16 protein-coding genes and 1 tRNA gene are annotated in these 17,336 nt (G+C 60.2%); 9 read left to right on the top strand and 8 right to left on the bottom strand.

What is annotated here, in order from left to right; genetic code table 11:
- The first annotated feature begins 73 nt into the window (after positions 1 to 73).
- The gene (locus CDUR_RS12155; RefSeq protein WP_179418412.1) at positions 74 to 499 is read left to right on the top strand and encodes a hypothetical protein; all 426 of its coding nucleotides are present in this window, start codon (positions 74 to 76) and stop codon (positions 497 to 499) included.
- Here the strand turns inward: CDUR_RS12155 and CDUR_RS12150 are convergent.
- Together CDUR_RS12150 and CDUR_RS12145 are read right to left on the bottom strand one after the other, a co-directional pair.
- Positions 448 to 3,768 carry an alpha-(1->3)-arabinofuranosyltransferase domain-containing protein gene (locus tag CDUR_RS12150; protein ID WP_179418411.1) on the bottom strand — a complete coding sequence of 1,107 codons (3,321 nt, stop codon included), beginning with the start codon at positions 3,766 to 3,768 and terminating at the stop codon, positions 448 to 450. The two genes, CDUR_RS12155 and CDUR_RS12150, sit on opposite strands and share 52 nt — an antisense overlap.
- A gap of 14 nt (positions 3,769 to 3,782) precedes the next feature.
- Entirely contained in the window at positions 3,783 to 3,980 is a 198-nt protein-coding gene (locus CDUR_RS12145; protein ID WP_179418410.1) for a DUF2613 domain-containing protein, read from the bottom strand.
- A gap of 181 nt (positions 3,981 to 4,161) precedes the next feature.
- On the opposite strand from CDUR_RS12145, the gene CDUR_RS12140 reads away from it, so the two are divergent.
- From CDUR_RS12140 to CDUR_RS12130, 3 genes are all read left to right on the top strand, one after another.
- Positions 4,162 to 5,337: a glycoside hydrolase family 3 N-terminal domain-containing protein gene (locus CDUR_RS12140; RefSeq protein WP_411763062.1), complete on the top strand. Its 1,176-nt coding sequence runs from the start codon at positions 4,162 to 4,164 to the stop codon at positions 5,335 to 5,337.
- Positions 5,338 to 5,345: 8 nt separating this feature from the next.
- A complete protein-coding gene (locus CDUR_RS12135; protein ID WP_411763066.1) occupies positions 5,346 to 7,037 on the top strand; it encodes a VanW family protein in 1,692 nt (563 codons plus the stop codon).
- A gap of 152 nt (positions 7,038 to 7,189) precedes the next feature.
- The gene (locus CDUR_RS12130) at positions 7,190 to 7,420 is read left to right on the top strand and encodes a helix-turn-helix transcriptional regulator (protein WP_290207805.1); all 231 of its coding nucleotides are present in this window, start codon (positions 7,190 to 7,192) and stop codon (positions 7,418 to 7,420) included.
- A gap of 109 nt (positions 7,421 to 7,529) precedes the next feature.
- Here CDUR_RS12130 and CDUR_RS12125 read toward each other — a convergent pair whose 3' ends face one another.
- The 4 genes from CDUR_RS12125 to CDUR_RS12110 form a co-directional block, all read right to left on the bottom strand.
- The gene (locus CDUR_RS12125; RefSeq protein ID WP_179418408.1) at positions 7,530 to 7,949 is read right to left on the bottom strand and encodes an MmcQ/YjbR family DNA-binding protein; all 420 of its coding nucleotides are present in this window, start codon (positions 7,947 to 7,949) and stop codon (positions 7,530 to 7,532) included.
- A 42-nt stretch (positions 7,950 to 7,991) separates the two neighbouring features.
- Positions 7,992 to 8,065: transfer RNA gene (locus tag CDUR_RS12120), tRNA-Gly, on the bottom strand.
- A 63-nt stretch (positions 8,066 to 8,128) separates the two neighbouring features.
- Entirely contained in the window at positions 8,129 to 10,174 is a 2,046-nt protein-coding gene (locus CDUR_RS12115; RefSeq protein WP_179418407.1) for a YhgE/Pip domain-containing protein, read from the bottom strand.
- Complete coding sequence (locus tag CDUR_RS12110; protein WP_179418406.1) at positions 10,171 to 10,884, bottom strand: ATP-binding cassette domain-containing protein; 714 nt, start codon at positions 10,882 to 10,884, stop codon at positions 10,171 to 10,173. The genes CDUR_RS12115 and CDUR_RS12110 overlap by 4 nt, the downstream gene beginning before the upstream one ends.
- A gap of 328 nt (positions 10,885 to 11,212) precedes the next feature.
- Here CDUR_RS12110 and dcd point away from each other — a divergent pair, with 328 nt between their 5' ends.
- Positions 11,213 to 11,779 carry a dCTP deaminase gene (gene dcd / locus CDUR_RS12105; RefSeq protein ID WP_006062259.1) on the top strand — a complete coding sequence of 189 codons (567 nt, stop codon included), beginning with the start codon at positions 11,213 to 11,215 and terminating at the stop codon, positions 11,777 to 11,779.
- 44 nt (positions 11,780 to 11,823) lie between these two features.
- Here dcd and CDUR_RS12100 read toward each other — a convergent pair whose 3' ends face one another.
- Together CDUR_RS12100 and CDUR_RS12095 are read right to left on the bottom strand one after the other, a co-directional pair.
- Positions 11,824 to 13,017, bottom strand: coding sequence for a YibE/F family protein (locus CDUR_RS12100; RefSeq protein ID WP_179419139.1), 1,194 nt, complete (start codon positions 13,015 to 13,017; stop codon positions 11,824 to 11,826).
- Positions 13,018 to 13,677: 660 nt separating this feature from the next.
- The gene (locus CDUR_RS12095; RefSeq protein ID WP_311144000.1) at positions 13,678 to 14,889 is read right to left on the bottom strand and encodes a pyridoxal phosphate-dependent aminotransferase; all 1,212 of its coding nucleotides are present in this window, start codon (positions 14,887 to 14,889) and stop codon (positions 13,678 to 13,680) included.
- 319 nt (positions 14,890 to 15,208) lie between these two features.
- On the opposite strand from CDUR_RS12095, the gene CDUR_RS12090 reads away from it, so the two are divergent.
- From CDUR_RS12090 to CDUR_RS12075, 4 genes are all read left to right on the top strand, one after another.
- Positions 15,209 to 15,352, top strand: a complete 144-nt coding sequence (locus CDUR_RS12090) for a hypothetical protein (RefSeq protein ID WP_179418404.1) — start codon at positions 15,209 to 15,211, stop codon at positions 15,350 to 15,352.
- A gap of 128 nt (positions 15,353 to 15,480) precedes the next feature.
- Positions 15,481 to 15,636: a hypothetical protein gene (locus CDUR_RS12085; protein ID WP_179418403.1), complete on the top strand. Its 156-nt coding sequence runs from the start codon at positions 15,481 to 15,483 to the stop codon at positions 15,634 to 15,636.
- Between the two features lie 39 nt (positions 15,637 to 15,675).
- The gene (locus tag CDUR_RS12080; RefSeq protein WP_179418402.1) at positions 15,676 to 16,341 is read left to right on the top strand and encodes a TIGR03943 family putative permease subunit; all 666 of its coding nucleotides are present in this window, start codon (positions 15,676 to 15,678) and stop codon (positions 16,339 to 16,341) included.
- Positions 16,338 to 17,318: a permease gene (locus CDUR_RS12075; protein WP_179418401.1), complete on the top strand. Its 981-nt coding sequence runs from the start codon at positions 16,338 to 16,340 to the stop codon at positions 17,316 to 17,318. Before CDUR_RS12080 ends, CDUR_RS12075 begins: the two co-directional genes overlap by 4 nt.
- Positions 17,319 to 17,336: the final 18 nt, after the last annotated feature.

The following is a 17,336-nucleotide window of genomic DNA, read 5'->3' as shown; positions in this document are numbered from 1 at the left end:
AGGACAAGTACTATGTTTTGGAGATGGCGCGCGGTTTAGCGCGTTATAGGCTGCCAGACTAAAGGAAAATAATATGCATTACCTGTTTACAGTGACATTTATTTGCCCCAAGGGGTTGGCACAGTCTGGTTACCGCGCATTTACTACGGGGGTGGCATCACTTCGCAGCCTCCGTGGTGTTCGGGTGATGTTCAGCTCCCTGCGTCCCCAACGCACGGACGATCCACCAGAGATGGATGACCTGCTGGAGCGCGTGAAATATTCCATCGGAAGCGGCCTGTGGAACCAGGAGCCCCTGCTCTACAATGCATTCGCCGTCACGGAAGTCGACGCCGTGGAGGGCAGCCTCAGCGAGATCAGTGAGGCACTGTCCGCCCACATGTCCGACGTGGCCATCGGCGAGATCCCACACAACGTCACCTGGGTGCCGCTGGAAGACTACGGCAATCACGACCCCGGGGTCTGTTTACCTGCTGCCCGAAACCCCAGCGTCGAGTAGAACGTGCTGAGCAGGAAACCCAGCGCGAGGAAGCACGCCCCAGAGACAAAGGGCTGGTCACCCGCGTAGTGCGCGTTCGGCCACGGGGCATGCGCCAACCACAATGCAGCAATGCCCATGCTGCCGCCTGTGAATGCTGTAACACTCCGACCATCAGCCTGCCCCGTCACTCTGCTCAGCCCGATTCCCAGGGCTAGTCCCAGTGCCCCGGCCGCGAGGCCGCTCCACGACCCGGCAATCCACATGCTGAGTAGCCCACCGGCCACAGCTCCCACCAGTGCACACCGCCCTATCCCGGGTGAACATTCCGCTACCTCGGCCGTTGCTAATCGACGCCCTCCTGTCCGCGTCCGCGCAACGACGATCAGACACCCCAGGCACGTTATTGCCCAGAGTATGCACCCGACCAGCAAGCTTATCCGGTAGGGGGTATCGCCACTGAACCGCAGGTGAACATCACCGGACACTCCGGCTGGGAGGGTGAATGCCTGCATGCCCGCGCCCAGCACAGTTCCCTCCAGACGGGTTTCGCCTGCATAGCCTTCCAGGCCAGGGTTGTGGGCGCGCATGGTGTTGACCAGGCGGTTCTGATCGGCAGCGGCAGCGTCCGCGTCCCTCAGGGCGGTGGAGGTGACGCCAGTAAAGCCAGGTTCTGTGAGGAGCAGCCATTGCGCGTGGGTGCGGATCGTGTGCTCGCCCTCGTCCAGGTGCACAGTCTCCCCGCACTCCACAGCATCCCCGTCAAGGATGATGCGCATGGGGGTTGCTGGGGAGGCGCGGCAGGTTGGGGCGTCGATACGCACGTCCATGGGGCGCGGGGCGGTGAAGGTGCGGGCCAGCAGGTCGGTGCGGCTGGTGAGCTGCTGGAAGAAAAATTGTCGCGCGTTGGGGGAGGTGTTCGGCACGGTGATCTCGCGGGTGACGGGTGCGCCGACCAGCCGAAATTCGGTGATGCCGACGGGGTGCCTGCTTTCGCCAAGAGTGAGTCTAACCTGCGTGGCGGGGCCATCGGGGATGGTGAAGCGCATGGTGCGGTGCGGCTGCAGCCACTCCGACCAGGACTTTCCGTTGGCTGTGAAGGTGGCGGCGACGGAACCACCGGTGGTTCGGACTTCAATCTCCTTCGCTCCGTCTGCCTCCACCGAGTCTGCATCAATGTCTATCCACTGTCCCTCCTGCGTTCCGGGCGTCGGGTACCAGGACGTGGTGAGGTCCCCGTCAACCGCAGCGGACGCGGACCTTCTGGACTGCACCCCGCCAAAACTCGTGGCATCGGCGGCGGAGGAGGACACCGTCACCCGGCCCCCATGCTGCGCCACCGAGGTGAGCGGCCCCACGGAAGGGTAGTCTTTGACGGGATTATGCACGTCAGAACCTTCGTCCAGGTCAGCCAATGCCGCGCTGGCTGCGGCGGAGACGGCACCATAGTTGCGCGCCGTCAATTGTGGAGTGTCGGTGACTACCTCGGCGTCGGCATTAGTCAGCTGGTAGGTGGCTTCTGCGGGATGCTGCTGCGTGAGCGCCGCCAGCATAGCCACCGACTCGCCCCCGCCAGCCACCCGTGTCGGACGGTCCGGGGACACGCGCATCCCCGCGTGCCTATCGACCTCCACAATGTCCACCTCGCCAAACGTGTGGATGGGAAATCCCGCCTCCCGCGCGCGACTGCTCAGCCTTTTGGCATCGCCGCTGGTCAGATCATGACGAATTGCCACCACACCCACACCGAACTGCGCTGCCGACTCAAACGCGGCTTTCGGATCTACCGCATCAGAGGCGAGCGTAGCCATCAAACCATCAAGCCCGCGGATCGCCTCAGGCTCCACAAGCGGAATGGCATCCCGCACCACCCACGGCACCGACAACAGCGGCTGCAACGGCTCATCGCGCGTCCACCCCCAGGACTGCCGCGCAAACTGCGCACCCGGAACGATCAACGTGCGCGTGTCAGCGGCGTTGCTGTTTAACCAATCCGCCGCCTCCTGCCAATACCCCGGCACCTGCCCGTACGCCCCCTTGGGTGCGAGACGGCCCGACCATGCAGGCGCGACGGCACACACCAGCACCAACACCACCAACACCCCCGCCGCTTGTCGACGCCCCGAACGCGCTGTTTCGGCCCATGTTTGGGGCAGGCGCACCACACTGCCCCAGGTCGCTAGCCCTACGAGCAGTGGGATACGTACCACCGGGTCGAACTTGTGAACGTTGCGCAACGCCGCGCCGGGGCCATCCAGAAACGCGCGAACGTCGTCGCCCAATGGCCCGTGCGCGGCACCGAGGATAAGAACACCGGTGCACAGCATGATCACCCACACGCCGCGCTGCGGTGTGCGCCGCAGCGCCAACCCAGCAACCCCCAGGGCAGCAACGGCACCGGTAATCAGGATGAACGTCGGTTCGGTCGCCAGCTGGAAACCCGCCGTGCGTTCCGTATCAACAAATGGGGTCCAGCTTGTTGTTCCCCGCAGAATCTCCGTGGGGTTGAGCCAGCGTGTGGTCACCCACGCGTTTTCAATGAAATCCGTGAACGGTGGCGCGTACCGACCCAACACCAGCAGCGGCCCCACCCACCATGCCGATACCAGCGCACACCCAGTCACCCAAGCGGGAAGCGTGTACCAGGGACGTTGCCGCAGTGTGCTCAGCAGGTACAACCCAGCGGGCACACACGCTGCAAGGGTGGCCGTGGCATTGACCGCGCCCATCGCGGCGACCGCCAATACGGATGCCGCAACTGCCCGAAATGCCGGGCCGACCCTGGTGATGGGTTGTATAAATGGCACTATCACCCAGGGGGCGAGCATGACCGTCCAGGTTTCCGAAGAAATTGCCCCTAGAGTGCTGATTGTTCGCGGTGAGAATGCGTACAGCATCGCAGCCAGCACCATGAACGCTGTCGAACTCCACTCCTTACTCTGCCCCTTACTCCGCCCTAAGCGGTTCAGCAGCGTGAAGAACCCGGAAAACCCCACCCCAACAACAATCAGCCACCACAGGCGCTGCGCAATCCAATCAGGGAGCGGATCTGTGAGCAGGAAAAACAATCCTTGGGGGAAAAGGTAACCATAGGCTTGATTTTGCAGCTGCCCTAGGGGAAACGTGTCTGTCCAGGCGTGTAGTGCGCCACCCAAAAACCGCGCGGGGTTGGCCACCAGGTCGTGTTTTGTGTCGGCGACAGTTTTGCCTGGGGACTGCAGAAAAATAATAAAGGCGCAGCACAGCCACCCGATGAGGTGGACGCGTCGCGCTGTGGTCTGGCTACTCAAGCGAGGGCGGCGGCCTAGTTTCTGGAGCCGTATTCAGTCCCGCCGAGCAGAGAATCTTGGCTGCTGACTTTCTGCGTGGGGGGCAGGGCGTCCTGGGATGCCAATGCTGCCACACCAATAACAGCAACAATTCCCAGCACGACTCCGACGACGGTGCTGGCGAGTGCCGGGCCGATGGTGCGGCGGGTGACAGAATCAGATTCGTAAGCCATGGTTATCCCTTACAGTTCTTAGCGCGGCGCGTAACTCGGGGCTACCGAGCATTCCCTGCCCAGAGTACTACGATGGGGCGACATAGAGGGTTTTCCCTTCTATGAAATGACCATTGTGGTAGGGCTATGCTGCCTTGCCGAGCACAAGAACGTGCGTAGTTTAAGGACGGCAGATCACACCATGAAACGCACTACACCAACGGTGACGACCACAGCATTGTCAGTGGTCGCGGCGGCTACGATGGCGTGGGGCTTAACTGCCTGCGGCAATAACGCTACAGAGCCGACCAACACCGCCGCGACGTCGGCAAGCACGACCAGCGCCAGCGCAACCATGACCGCAGACACAACAACCGCACCACCCGAGCGTGCGCCGGAGGAGCTGACGCAACGGGAGAAAGCCGCGCGGCTGATGATGGTCGGGGTGAAAAACTACGACGATGCTCGCACTGCCCTAAAGAACGGCGCGGGTGGCATTTTCATCGGATCGTGGACGGACCCGGCGCTGCTTACCTCCCAGGACCGTAATGTCGCGGCGCTGCGGGCGGAGATTGGGCGCCCGTTTGCGGTGTCCATCGACGCGGAAGGCGGCCGAGTGCAGCGCCAGCCCGCCCTGTTCGGGTCGGTGCCGTCGCCACGTGAGATGGCAGCCACCATGAAACCGGAACAGGTGACAGGTGTGGCGCGTGACCTGGGTACAAAGCTGCGGGAACGCGGTATCACCATGGATTTCGCTCCCGTGTTGGACGTTGACGGCGGCAGCGCCAACGGTGCTATCGGTGATCGTTCCTTCTCCGGCGACCCGGCGGTTGCCGCCACCTACGCCACGGCCTTTGCTCAGGGGCTGCGGGAAGCGGGTATTGAACCTGTGTACAAACATTTCCCCGGTCACGGCCGCGCCTCAGGTGATACTCACAAGCAGACCTCCCGCACTCCGGCGCTGGCGAGCCTGAAAGAGGTGGACCTTCCCCCCTTTGGCAAGGCTCTATCCCAGGTCCCCGCCCCGGTCATGCTGGGACACTTGGTGGTGCCAGAATGGGGAGACCTGCCCGCGACCCTGAATCCGGCGGCCTACAATCTGCTACGAAGCGGAGATTATCCTGAGGGTAGCCCTTATGATGGTGTCATTGTGACGGACGATCTTTCAGGAATGAAGGCCATCAGCGACCGCTTTTCGACGCCCACTGCGGCACTGACGGCACTCACCGCCGGGGCCGACATCGCCCTCTGGATTACCACCGATGACCTGCCGAAAGCCATCGATGAGGTGGATGCTGCTGTGACGGATGGTCGCTACCCACGGGAGAAATTCGAGACGTCCTTCGCGCGCGCAACTTCCTTGCAACCCGATAAGTAACTACTCTGATTCATGTGAATATCCCCGAACTGACGCAGGGTCGCACCCGTCGCATCGTTATTGGTGTGATCCTTGGTGTGCTGGGTCTGTGCGTCCTTGCCTATGGCGCAGATTACCTTTTGACGAAAGGAAAAGTCCCGCGAGGCACCACCGTCGCGGGCGTGTCCATTGGGGGAATGTCTAATGCGGATGCCCGCGCCTTGCTGGAAAAGGAATTGGGCACACGCCTCACCGATCCCGTGAAAGTCGCGGCGGGGGACATGAACACTACCGTGAACCCCACCGATGCCGGGTTGCAGGTTGACTGGGTGTCCACTATCCGCGCTGCCGGGTCGCCGCCGCTCAATCCTATTGTGAAGATCACCAGCTTTTTCACAGAGCATGAGGTGGGCATTGTGAGCACCACCGGCCCCACCTTCACTGCATCCATGGATGCCACCCAGGCGGCACTGACCAGGCAACCGACCGATGGTGGCGTGGTTTTGGAACATGGGAAGGCGACACCCGTGCCGCCGACTAATGGCCAGGGGATTGACCGCGACACGCTCAATAAAGCGGTGACCACTGGCTGGCTGAGCCCCAACGGGGTGAATATTGACGCGGACGTCGTGAAGCCTGCGGTGCAGCAGGACGCCGTGGACAAAGTGCTGGACGGTGATGCGAAGAAAGCACTGAGCGGTGCTGTTGTGGCGCGTGGGCGCGACAACACGCGTGGCGTGATTCCGCCCGAGCGCATGGGTGAAGTGGTGACCTTCGTGCCGGACGGAAGCTCCCTGAAAACCGAGGTGAACGTGGAGGCCGCGCGGGCGATCCTTACCGAGGGGCTTGGGCCTACAGAAAAGCAGCGTCGCAACGCGGACATCAAGTTCAGCGGTGCCAGCCGTTCCGTGACCCCCTCGGTGGATGGCGTGCGTATCGACTGGGACCTGCTGCTGAAAGACCTCCCGGGGCGTATCATCGGCGATCAGCCGCGCGAATTTGACGTCGCCTACATTGACGAACCCGCGACCTTCACCACCGAGCAAGCCGAAAAGGCGACGTTCGACCAGGTGGTGGGCGAGTTCACCACCGGGGGCTTTGCGGAGGCCTCAGGCGTGAATATTCGCAAGACCGCCGAGATTGTCAACGGCGCGATGGTCGCACCCGGTGATACCTTCTCCCTCAACGGCTACACCGGTCCGCGCGGTGCCGCGCAGGGCTTCGTGGAATCGGGCATTATTTTGAACGGACGCGCCGATAAAGCCGTTGGCGGCGGTATTAGCCAGTTCGCCACGACCTTGTACAACGCCGCCTACTTCGCCGGCATGGAGGATGTGGCGCACACCCCGCACAGCTACTACATTTCCCGTTACCCGGCGGGCCGTGAGGCAACCGTGTATGAAGGTGCCATTGACCTGAAATTCAAAAACACCTCGCAGTACCCGGTGCTGATCAGCACCTCCGCCGACGATAAAAACGTCACCGTCAAACTCATGGGCGTAAAAACCGTCAACGTTGAATCCGTCTCCGGCGGGCGGTGGGCGCAAACACAACCCAACACCGTCAATCTGAGCGGCAACGACTGCACCCCCTCCAGCGGCGCCCCCGGGTTCACCACCTCCGACACCCGCATCGTGAAGGGTCTCGACGGTCGCGAAATCTCCCGCGACACCACAACCACCGTCTATGATCCCTCGCCGATTGTGAAGTGCAATAAGTAGGTCGGGGAGTCTGGGTTGGGGGGTTGGGCTGTCCTGGGGGCCTGGCGAAACCGGTACGATCGTGCCGGTTTCTTGCTTTTTTGATTCAAAACCGGCAGAATCGGAACGAACGTGCCGGAAAAATGATGGGTAGGAGGGGCAAGGAGGCAGGTGTGACTCCCGAAGAGATTGGCAACGCACTAAAAACCAGGCGCAAAGAATACCAACTACGCCAAGAAGAAGTGGCTGAGTTTGCTCGGGTCTCCGAGCGGTTCGTTCGAGAGGTGGAAAAAGGAAAGCAGACGGTGCGTCTGGACAAACTCATTGATGTGCTGACTGCTGTTGGACTTGAGCTCGTGGCCACCGACCGGGTTCCCGAGCAACTCAAGCCGTTTAAGGGGTGAAGGAGCTACAGGAGTAGGGTTCGGGCGGTTTGTCTCAAAGCACCAGTTTTTCAATTTCGCCGACTTTTTGGGTCAGTGCACCTTGTAAAACCCCCAACAAGCTATTTGTTTATGCTTGCCGCCCAAACGTCTCTGGATCAACTGGCCGCTCGGCACGCGGCAGTGAAGCCACCACTAGTAGGTAGGAGTCCGTCACTAGTTCCTGCACAAGGGATTCGGTGATGTAGGCACCAGGCTGGATGCTGATCCAGTGTTTCTTGTTCATGTGGTAGCCGGGTGTAATGGACGCATATTCTTGGCGCAGCGCCAGAACATCAAGTGGTTCTGCCTTGACGTTAATCATGCGTTGCTCACGCACTGTGGTGACAAGAAACCATTTTCCGCGCACGCGCACTGCTTCCCAGTCTCTGGTAAAGGGATAAAGCTCCGTTGCTGGGAGCGCGAGGGCTGTGTCAATAGCGGCTGTAAGCAGGGCGTCGTCAGTGAGCAGCGTCTTAGTTTCCTCATTAGATGGGGTATCAGAAGACATTGCTATTTCAATCCTTTTACCCCACAACCCCCGCAATAAAATTGGAGCCGATGACGGGAATCGAACCCGCGCCGCCTGCTTGGGAAGCAGGAGTTCTACCATTGAACTACATCGGCAAGCGTGGTGGGTGCTTTGCTGCACCCGAACAGCCTCGTCCAGTGTAGCACGCCCCAGATGATCTACAACTTGATAGCCGGGTGCAGCCGTTTCATCGTCCACGTCCTGTCGCGGCGTGCGCACAGTGCCGTCAGTCCCACGGTCACAGTGGTGATCAGCACCACGGCGACAATGGCTTGCGGGAGCCGGTGGTCAAGGGTGCCGTAGATGAGCTGTCTAAAGCCATCGACGGAGTAGGTCATGGGCATGATGGGATGCAGGATCTGGAAGAGCCTGGGTTCGGTTTCCACGGGGTAGAGGCCGCCGCAGGATAGTAGCTGCAGCATCAGGAACGCCATGCCAGCCACGCGCCCTGGCCCTGGGCCGAGCGCAACGTTGAGGAGTTGGTTGACGGCGGCGAACATGATGGCTACGAGTATGGCGAAGGCGATAAGTCCCAGCGGGTAGGCGGGGGAAAGGCCCACGAGGAGCATCGTGGCCACGCACACAACCAGCGCTTGTAATACGGCGATGAACAGCGCGGGTGCCAGGCCGTCCAGCGCCGCGCGCAAGGGTGCGATGCCGGAGGCAACGGCGCGGTTCTGCATGGGCCGCAGCAGCATGAACGTAGCGATCCCACCGATGAACAGGGAGAGTGAGAGGAAGAAGGGGCTGAGCCCACCGCCGAAAGTATTGCTGCCTGCGTCGTTGCTGCTGGTCAGCGACACGGGTCCGCCGAGGACGCTGGCGGTGCCTTCGCGCTGCTTGTCGGTCCAGGTGGGCACGGCTTTCGCGCCGTCGTTAAGCTTGGTTGCTAGCTCGCCGCTGCCTGTCGCGAGTTGCGACGACCCGTCGCGCAGCTGCCCCATCCCACCGTTCAGCCTGGCTGCGCCGCTGGCCAGGGGTGTTGTGCCCTCGTCGTGCAGCTGATGCGCCCCGGAGGCTAACGTGTGCGTCCCGGTGTTGAGTTCCCTTACGCCGGACTGCATTTCCCCAAGCTTGCCGGGAAGCTGCCCGGTCCCCGCATGCAGCTGGTCAAAGCCGGATCGGAACGGCGCGTTCGGGTCGGAAAGCTGGTAGGCAAGCTGCCCCGTTCCGTTGGCGAGCTGTTGGAGCTGGGCGGTGGCGGGTGCGTTCTGCCCGAGCCCCTGGGCGTCGATACGTGCGGCAAGGTCATTGAGCTGTGCCGCAACACCGGGGTCGGGAATAGAGTTCGCGATGTTACGGATCTCGCCCGAGGTGGCGGTTTGCGCCTGCGTCACCTGCCCCAGCTGCCCAGTGAGCTGCTGCACCCCGTCGTTGATGCGGGTCGCACCGCCCGCCAGCTCGTCCACGCCACCATGCAGCTTATCGACGCCCTGCGTCAACTGCTCCAGCGATGCCGTTGCGGTGGTCACGCCGTCGTTGAGTTGCTGTGTTCCGGCGGCAAGCCTGTCTGCGCCAGCCGCTAGTTCGCCCATCTTTTCGTCAACTTTTGCTGAGCCGCTGGCCAGTGTGTCCACGCCTTGCGACGCAGTTCCTAGCCCGTCGTTCAGTTTCGTCGCGCCGTCGTGAAGCCTCCCAGCGCCATCGGCTGCCTGTTCAATGCCTCCGCCGGCAGTTTGCATGCCAATGAGTACTCGGTCAATCGCCTGGGTGCCAATTTGATCGGAAATGACTGGCAGCATTGTGCTCATGACATTCTCGCCGATCTTTGTGGATAAATATCCGTTTGAATCGTTGTAGGTGGTTTGGATGACCGCGCGACGGGCGTCGCCATTCGCTGGGGACGCCACGGCTTGCGAAAAATCAGGGGTGAGTTCCACGGCAAAGTAATAGCGGCCGTCGCGAACCCCCTGGATGGCATCATCATGCTCGGTGAAGTGGAAGCTCACGCGATCGTTGCTTTTGAGGTTATCCACGATCTTGTCGCCAGCATTCAGCGGGGTTCCGTTCACCACTGCGCCCTTATCCGCATTCACAAACGCAATGGGGAGCTGGTTAATCTTGTCAAAAGGATTCCAAAACGCCCACAAATACAGCGTTGAATACAGCAGCGGGATCAACACAATCGCGGCGATGGCGATGCGGCTTAGCTTTGAGCGCTTAAACCGGCGTAATTCCGTTCCGGGCGTCAATGCTGAGATCATTGTTGCTGCTCCTTCGCTGGTGTGGTGGTGTGTAACTCGATGAGGTGATACTCAACGCCGGGTGATGGCGGTAAAGGATTCACCGCCATCACAATCACCGGTATAACCTGCGATAATTCCATGAGAATCTGGACGAGCTGCAGGCGATCATCCAGCTCACGAACCTGCTCCAGATCGTCCATGACAAGCATGCGAATTGGCTGGTGGCTCGCAGGGTGCAGTGCCAGTGCGATACGAATAAGAATCCGATCCAGCGCCGAAATCTGTGACACATAACTGTTGAGCGGCGGCAGATCACGCTGCCCAAACACACGGCCACATAACTGCTCGTAGTACTCCTGGGATGCGCGCCGAGGAACCGTCCACCACCAGCGTGACCAGTTAAGATGCTCGGACAGCGCCGTCCTGATGGTTACGTCCCGATCCAGGGCATCAATCTGCTCCACGCCAGCGACGGCCACCATCTGGCGGATTTTTGATCGCTTCGTCTCTCCCAGGACGGTGACCTCGCCCGTTGTGCTTGCCATTCGGCCCGCCAGTGTGAGAGCCAAGGCGGTGCGGCCCGAGCCGCCGCGCCCCGACAACACGGTCAGCCCAGATGCTGGGGCCGTGAACGTGAGCGGGCCATATACAGGACCTTCAGTGCCGCGTAACGCCAGGTTGACGGCGGTGACGGCGTTCATTGTTTCTGGGAGTTGTTCCTCAGGCATGACGCATGTGCTCCAGGGAGTTGAGGTGACGTGTGGGGCCAGTCTACTGTAACCGGAGGATGAACTTCCACTTAGGGGATATGCTGGGAGAGTTGACCGTGAGTAGAGTTTGCTGCCTGGCTTGTGGTTTGTTCCCGCCTCATCCCAGATGGGAAGAACTCATAGTGTTTGCTCACCAAAATGGTGTTTTGAGGGGGTGAAAACGGCATTTTGGTGAGCAAACACTATGGCGAGACTGCCAGCCAAGCCAACTACCAACGTTCCAACGGGCATTCTGCCTCAACCTAAGCGTTAGCCCCACCCGCGTGCGCTGACCTACACTGGCAGGGTGCTTCTTTCAGACCGTGATATTCGAGCTGCTGTTGATAAAGGCGACCTGATCATTGAGCCGTATGACCCGGCTTTGGTCCAGCCGTCGAGCGTTGACGTACGTATGGACCGCTTTTTTCGGGTGTTCAACAACTCGAAGTACACGCATATTGACCCGAAGCAGCAGCAGGACGATTTGACCAGTCTTGTGGAGGTCCCGGAGAATGAGCCGTTTGTGCTGCACCCGGGCGAGTTTGTGCTAGGTGCAACGCTGGAGAAGTTCACACTTCCCGCGCATTTAGCTGGTCGTTTGGAAGGGAAATCCTCGTTGGGCCGCTTGGGCTTGTTGACGCATTCCACTGCGGGCTTCATTGACCCGGGTTTTTCTGGGCACATCACCCTGGAACTGTCGAATGTGGCCAATCTGCCAATTACCCTATGGCCAGGCATGAAGGTGGGGCAGTTGGCGCTGTTTTGTATGTCGTCACCTGCGGAGACGCCCTACGGTTCGGGCACGATCGGCTCGAAGTATCAGGGTCAGCGCGGGCCAACCCCGTCGAAGGCTTATCTGAATTTCCGTTCCTGAGCTGCTGCTTGTCGACGCCCCGACGCTCACCATCCCAGGTGGCGTTACGCGTCAGCCTCACTGCGTTGCCGTTGCCCGGTGACGGTGAAGGCGGCAATGATGGTGGTGATGGGCACTGCGAGGGAGAGCGCCAGCGCACCAATGCCAGATCGCAGTAGCTCTGTGGCCATGACATCGCTGAACATGATTTGCGTGAGCGGCCGGTTGGCCACGCTGAGCAGCAGAAGCGTGGGCAGAGACGCGCCGGTGTAGGACAACACCAGCGTGTACACCATGGAGGCGATGTGGTCGCGGCCGACTTTCATGGCACCCGCGAACAGCCGCCAGGGGGAGGCGTCGGGTTCTATTTCGGAGAGTTCGTTGACGGTGGATGCTTGAGCAATCGTGACGTCGTTAAGCACGCCGAGCGCGCCGATAATAAAGCCACAGAGCATCAGCCCGGGCACGGTGACATCGGGCAGATAGAGCTGGATGAGGATGTTGTCTTCACTGCCAAGCCCGCGCAGGTGGTTGGAGTCAATGGCGATGTGCGCGAGCCAGGCGGATAGCCCGAGGGAGAGGAGCGTGCCGCCCAGTGCGGAGGAGCTTTTCCAGTTGAAGCCGTGGACCAGGTACAACACGGCGAAGAGGATGGCGGAGCCGCAGACGACGGCAAGCCCGAGGGGGGAGCCGCCGCGCAGGAGTGCGGGGATCAGGAAGAATGCGATGGCGGCGAGGGTGATCAGCAGGCCGAGGATGGACCGTGCGCCGCGTAGGGCACCGATAGCGATAATCGCGAGGATGATGATGGCGCCCCAGAGCAGCAGCACTTTGGTGCGCTGGAAGTCGCTAAAGGTGTAGGCGTGTGTGCCGTCGGCGGCGGTGGTTTCGCTCATGCGGATTTTGTCGCCAACGTGCAGTTCCGGTTCGCCGGGCTTGTCACTCATTACTAGAAGAGTCCGTTTGCCCGCGTTATCGCCAGCGTCAATGGAGACGATGGCGCGTTCGCATTTGTTGGGCTGTTCCTCCAGTGGAGAGATCGGGGCGACATCAAACGCCCTGCCGATCGAGGGGGAGTTACAGGCACCTGTATCGCGAATCGCCACTGTGCCGTTGACTTGGTTCGCGGGCAGCGCGTTGGTGTTGGCCAGCTCTGGCGACACGTTGGGGTCCGAGCTGCTTGGCCACAGCATTACCACACCTACCGCAGTCGCGATGCCCGCGATCACGAGCAACACAGCAAGAACCCACTGCCACATGGTGAAAGGGGTTTTCTCCTTGCTGTCTGTATCAACCGGGCTGACCGGCGAGTCATGTGATTGTGAGCCGTCCGGCCGAATTTCCTTCGGTGTGCGGCGTCGTTGCCGTTCCTGTTTAATCCGTGTGCTGCTTGTCGACGACTCTTCTCCCGCACCATTCCTGCGACGCGTGCTGGAGGGGCGTGGGTTGCTGGAACGGGGGGCGTCGTCACGTGTGTGCGGCGGTGTCACGCGCGCCTGTGAGGTGCGTGGATGCGCTGTGCGGCTTTTGGTTGGCTTGCGTTCTGCGTGTTCTGTGTGGTCAGCGGTAGGCCGAGGGATGGGGTGCTGGGTTACGCGCTGAGTGGCATTACGCTTGGGAGCGTTGTGGGCGCTACTGCGGTCGCGCTGCGGGTGGTTGCGCTGTGGGCGCGCAGTAGCGGAACGCGCGGTGTGAGGCGCCTCTGAAGGACCTGAGCGTGTAGGCTTGGGAGCCTTTTCAGGTCCGGAAGTGTGACGGCCCATGGATGCAACCTCATAACAAAGCGGGGAAAACAGCGGTTAACAGGCATAGAGCCGCCCATAAACGGGAGGCTCTTTATGCAATACAGTTATTTTACCGTCAACAATGTAAGCTGCCTATATCTAGCAGATGTGCAAATGCTGGGCGCTTGTTAAGTTTCACTGTTTGTAGCTGGATAGGAACCTTCCCAAGCGGTCGATAGCGCGTGCTAAATCCTCAGTTCGGGGCAGTGTTACCACGCGGAAATGGTCGGGGGCGTGCCAGTTGAAGCCAGTGCCGTGGACGAGAAGGATTTTTTCTTCCCGCAGGAGGTCGAGCATCAGCTGGGCGTCGTCCTGAATGTCGTACATCTCCAGATCAATCTTGGGGAAGGCATACAACGCGCCCATAGGTTTCACGCAACTAACCCCAGGAATTTCATTGAGCTTTTCCCACGTGATGTTGCGCTGCCGCAGCAGACGGCCACCTTCACCGGTGAGGTCGAAAATGGACTGCCTACCGCCCAAGGCCACCTGAATAGCGTGTTGAGCAGGCACATTGGGGCACAGGCGTGTGGCCGCCAACAGTTCAAGCCCCTCGATAAAGCCCTGTGCATGATGCTTCGGGCCGGTGAGCACCATCCATCCGGCGCGGTAGCCCGCCACGCGGTAGGTTTTGGACAGCCCGTTGAAAGTGATACACAGCAGATCAGGTGCCAGGGTGGCGATGGAAATATGCTGCGCATCATCGTAAAGAATACGGTCGTAGATTTCGTCGGCGAGAATCAGCAGCTGATGCTCGCGGGCAATATCCACAATCTGCTTCAGGATTTCCCGGGAATACACCGCACCGGTGGGATTATTGGGGTTGATCACCACAATGGCTTTGGTTTTGTCGGTGACTTTCGCCTTGATGTCCTCAATCGAGGGATTCCAGTCGTCCTCCTCATCGCACAGGTAGTGCACGGGTTTGCCGCCGGCAAGGGAGGTAGCGGCGGTCCACAGTGGATAATCTGGGGAGGGGATCAGCACCTCGTCGCCGTCGTTGAGCAGGGCCTGAGTGACCATGGAAATAAGCTCGGACACGCCATTGCCCAAGAACACATCGTCCACATCAAAGTCGGGGAAATTCGGGATGACCTCGTAGCGGGTGACAATGGCGCGGCGCGCCGGGATGATGCCTTTCGAGGTGGAATAGCCCTGCGAGGTAGACAGGGCGGCGATCATATCCCGCATGATCACATCGGGTGCCTCGAAACCGAACACGGCGGGGTTGCCGGTGTTGAGCTTGAGCACGCGGTGCCCGTCCATTTCCAAGCGTTCCGCTTCCGCAGCCACCGGCCCCCGAATCTCGTACAGGACGTTCTTCATCTTCTCCGATTGGTCAAAGATGCGGGGGCGTCTGCGTTTCTGGGGTTTCGAGGCTGGTTGTGGGGCTGGCTGCGAATTGTCTGGATTTTGTGGGTTTTCGGAATGCTTGCTCACCCCAACTATGTTGCCACTTTTAAGGCGAGTCGGAAAGGTGATGGTGGGGTATTGGGGGAGGTTTCCCATGCTTATTGACGCCCGGCCTGCCGCAGGCTCACAGTTCAGACGCGGGAGGCAGTCGAGAAAAGATGAAAACTATTTAACGTAACCCGTTTTGGTTTTGTTGCACATATCGGGCATGCTGTACAGCGGTTTATTTTGTCGATGTAGAAAAGGTAGTGCAATGAGCGTTCCTCGGATTGTCCAAATTGTTTTTGTCGTATTTTTGATACTCACCATTCTGCTTAAGTGGGGTTTCGTTCTTAATCTCATGGCGGCTGTCGGCGCGATTGGCGCGACGATCTGGGAGCGTCAGTCCAGCAAGTAGCAGCGGGTGGGGGTGGTTGCGGCATCACGGTTTGGTAAAAGTTGTTGCAGCGTACACGCGGTGATGTTTTACTGTAGGAAATTTCTTTTCCTACCGTTTATATTCCATGGGAAATGTAGGTGAACATTGTGACTGCTAACCGTCGGATAGTTGCTACTATCTTTGCCGCAGGTATTCTTCTCGGCGCGTTTCTCGATTGGTCAGCCTGGACACAGGTTGCCTGCGGGTTAGCTGCCTTGGTGGTGGTGCTTTTGCCGAATTCAGAGCGACTGACACGCCCCTAATTGCTACGGGCAACCAGCGAGCCGCGTACATTCAGGCGTATGCATGATAGTCGGGGCGTCGCTAAGCCGTGTGACCTCTTTTCGGGTGCGCTGGTGCTAGGGCTTGGCCTGTGCTTGATTTTCCTTGCGGCCACTGGTCTGGTGTTTCGGTATGTGCAGCCGGGCTTCCGTCCGTGGGTGGGGGCGGCGGGAGCGCTACTGACGGCGCTGGGGGTGTGGACGTTCAGTTCCATCGCGGAAGACCGTACCGCCGGGCCTTTTCCGCGCGTTGGCACAGCATTGCTGCTGCCCATCCTGCTGGTTGCGCTGGTACTGCCGGGAGCGTTGCAGTTTGCGTCAACTGGACCATCGAAACTAGTGCCTGACCAGCCACACTCGGCCCTGACAAGCAGCGTCAACGAGATGACGCTGCTTGAGCTGTACGAACGCTACTTTTTCGACGACCCCGCCCTCCTTGACGGCCACACCATTCGCACCGCTGGCATGCTTCACCGTGGCGACAACGGGTGGGAAGTGCGACGTTTCCGCATCATCTGCTGCGCCGCCGACGCCTCCGAATACGCCGTGCCCATCACAGGAACCGTGCCGCACGCGCAGGAAGGCAAATGGGTTGAGGTCATCGGCACCGCATCAACTCAACCGGAACTCACGCTGACGATACGCAGCATCACCAGCATCCGCGAACCCGCGAGGCCGTACCTATGAGTAAGCTAGACGAACGTATCGACGTTCACGCAGGCAGCTGGGTCATTCCAACCCTTGTGTTCATTACCCTCGGCGGCGCGTTCTGCATCTCGCTTATCGATGCCCCGCTTATCACACTGCACGCACGCATTGAGGCGTGGGCAACCATCGTGATTGCGCTGATCGTGCAGGCCATTCCTTTTCTTGTGCTGGGAATACTGGTGTCTAGTGTGCTGTCTGCATTCGTACCAGCATCCGTCTATCAACGCTTCCCACGCGGGGTGTTCGGTGTGCCGGTGGCGGCGCTTGCGGGCATGGCCATTCCCGCCTGCGAATGCGCATCGGTGCCGGTAGGGCAGTCTTTGATGCGCAGGGGAGTAGCACCCAGCCATGCGTTGGTGTTCCTCCTGGCATCGCCCGCGATCAACCCCGTGGTTTTGGTTGCCACGGCCGTTGCGTTTAACGGCAACCCCATGATGGTGTGGGCGCGGTTCGCGGCCAGTCTTGCTGCTGCCTGCGTGGTGGGGTGGATCTGGATGCGAGTCCGATTCACCATTGATGGGATAGTTGACGATACGTGCGGACATCACCATCACCGCAGCTGGGAAGCATTCCGCATCACCGCTGTGCAGGATTTTCTGCAGGCATGCGGCTTCCTGGTGATCGGTGCGGCCATTGCGGCGCTGATTAAAGTCGCTGTGCCGGAATCAGCCTTGAGTGTGGTGACCGGCAACGTGTGGTTGGGTGTGGCGATGATGGTGCTGCTCGCCGTGGTGATGAGCCTTTGCTCCGAGGCGGACGCCTTTGTCGCAGCCTCTTTCGTGGGTGTGTCCCCGATCGCGCAACTGGCGTTCATGGTGGTGGGGCCGATGGTGGATATCAAACTCGTCTTCATGCAGGCAGGGGCATTCGGGTGGCGATTTGTCCTCCGCTTCGTTCCCCTCGTGCTGGTTGCGGCTATGCTCAGCGCCGTTGGGGTGGGGATAGTGTTGTTGTAGTGGTCTGTCGTGGCGCAG

This window comes from Corynebacterium durum (assembly GCF_030408675.1).
GTDB classification, from domain to species: domain Bacteria; phylum Actinomycetota; class Actinomycetes; order Mycobacteriales; family Mycobacteriaceae; genus Corynebacterium; species Corynebacterium durum.
The sequence above is the reverse complement of the archived record's forward strand: the minus strand, read 5'-3'. Positions and strand labels throughout refer to the sequence as shown.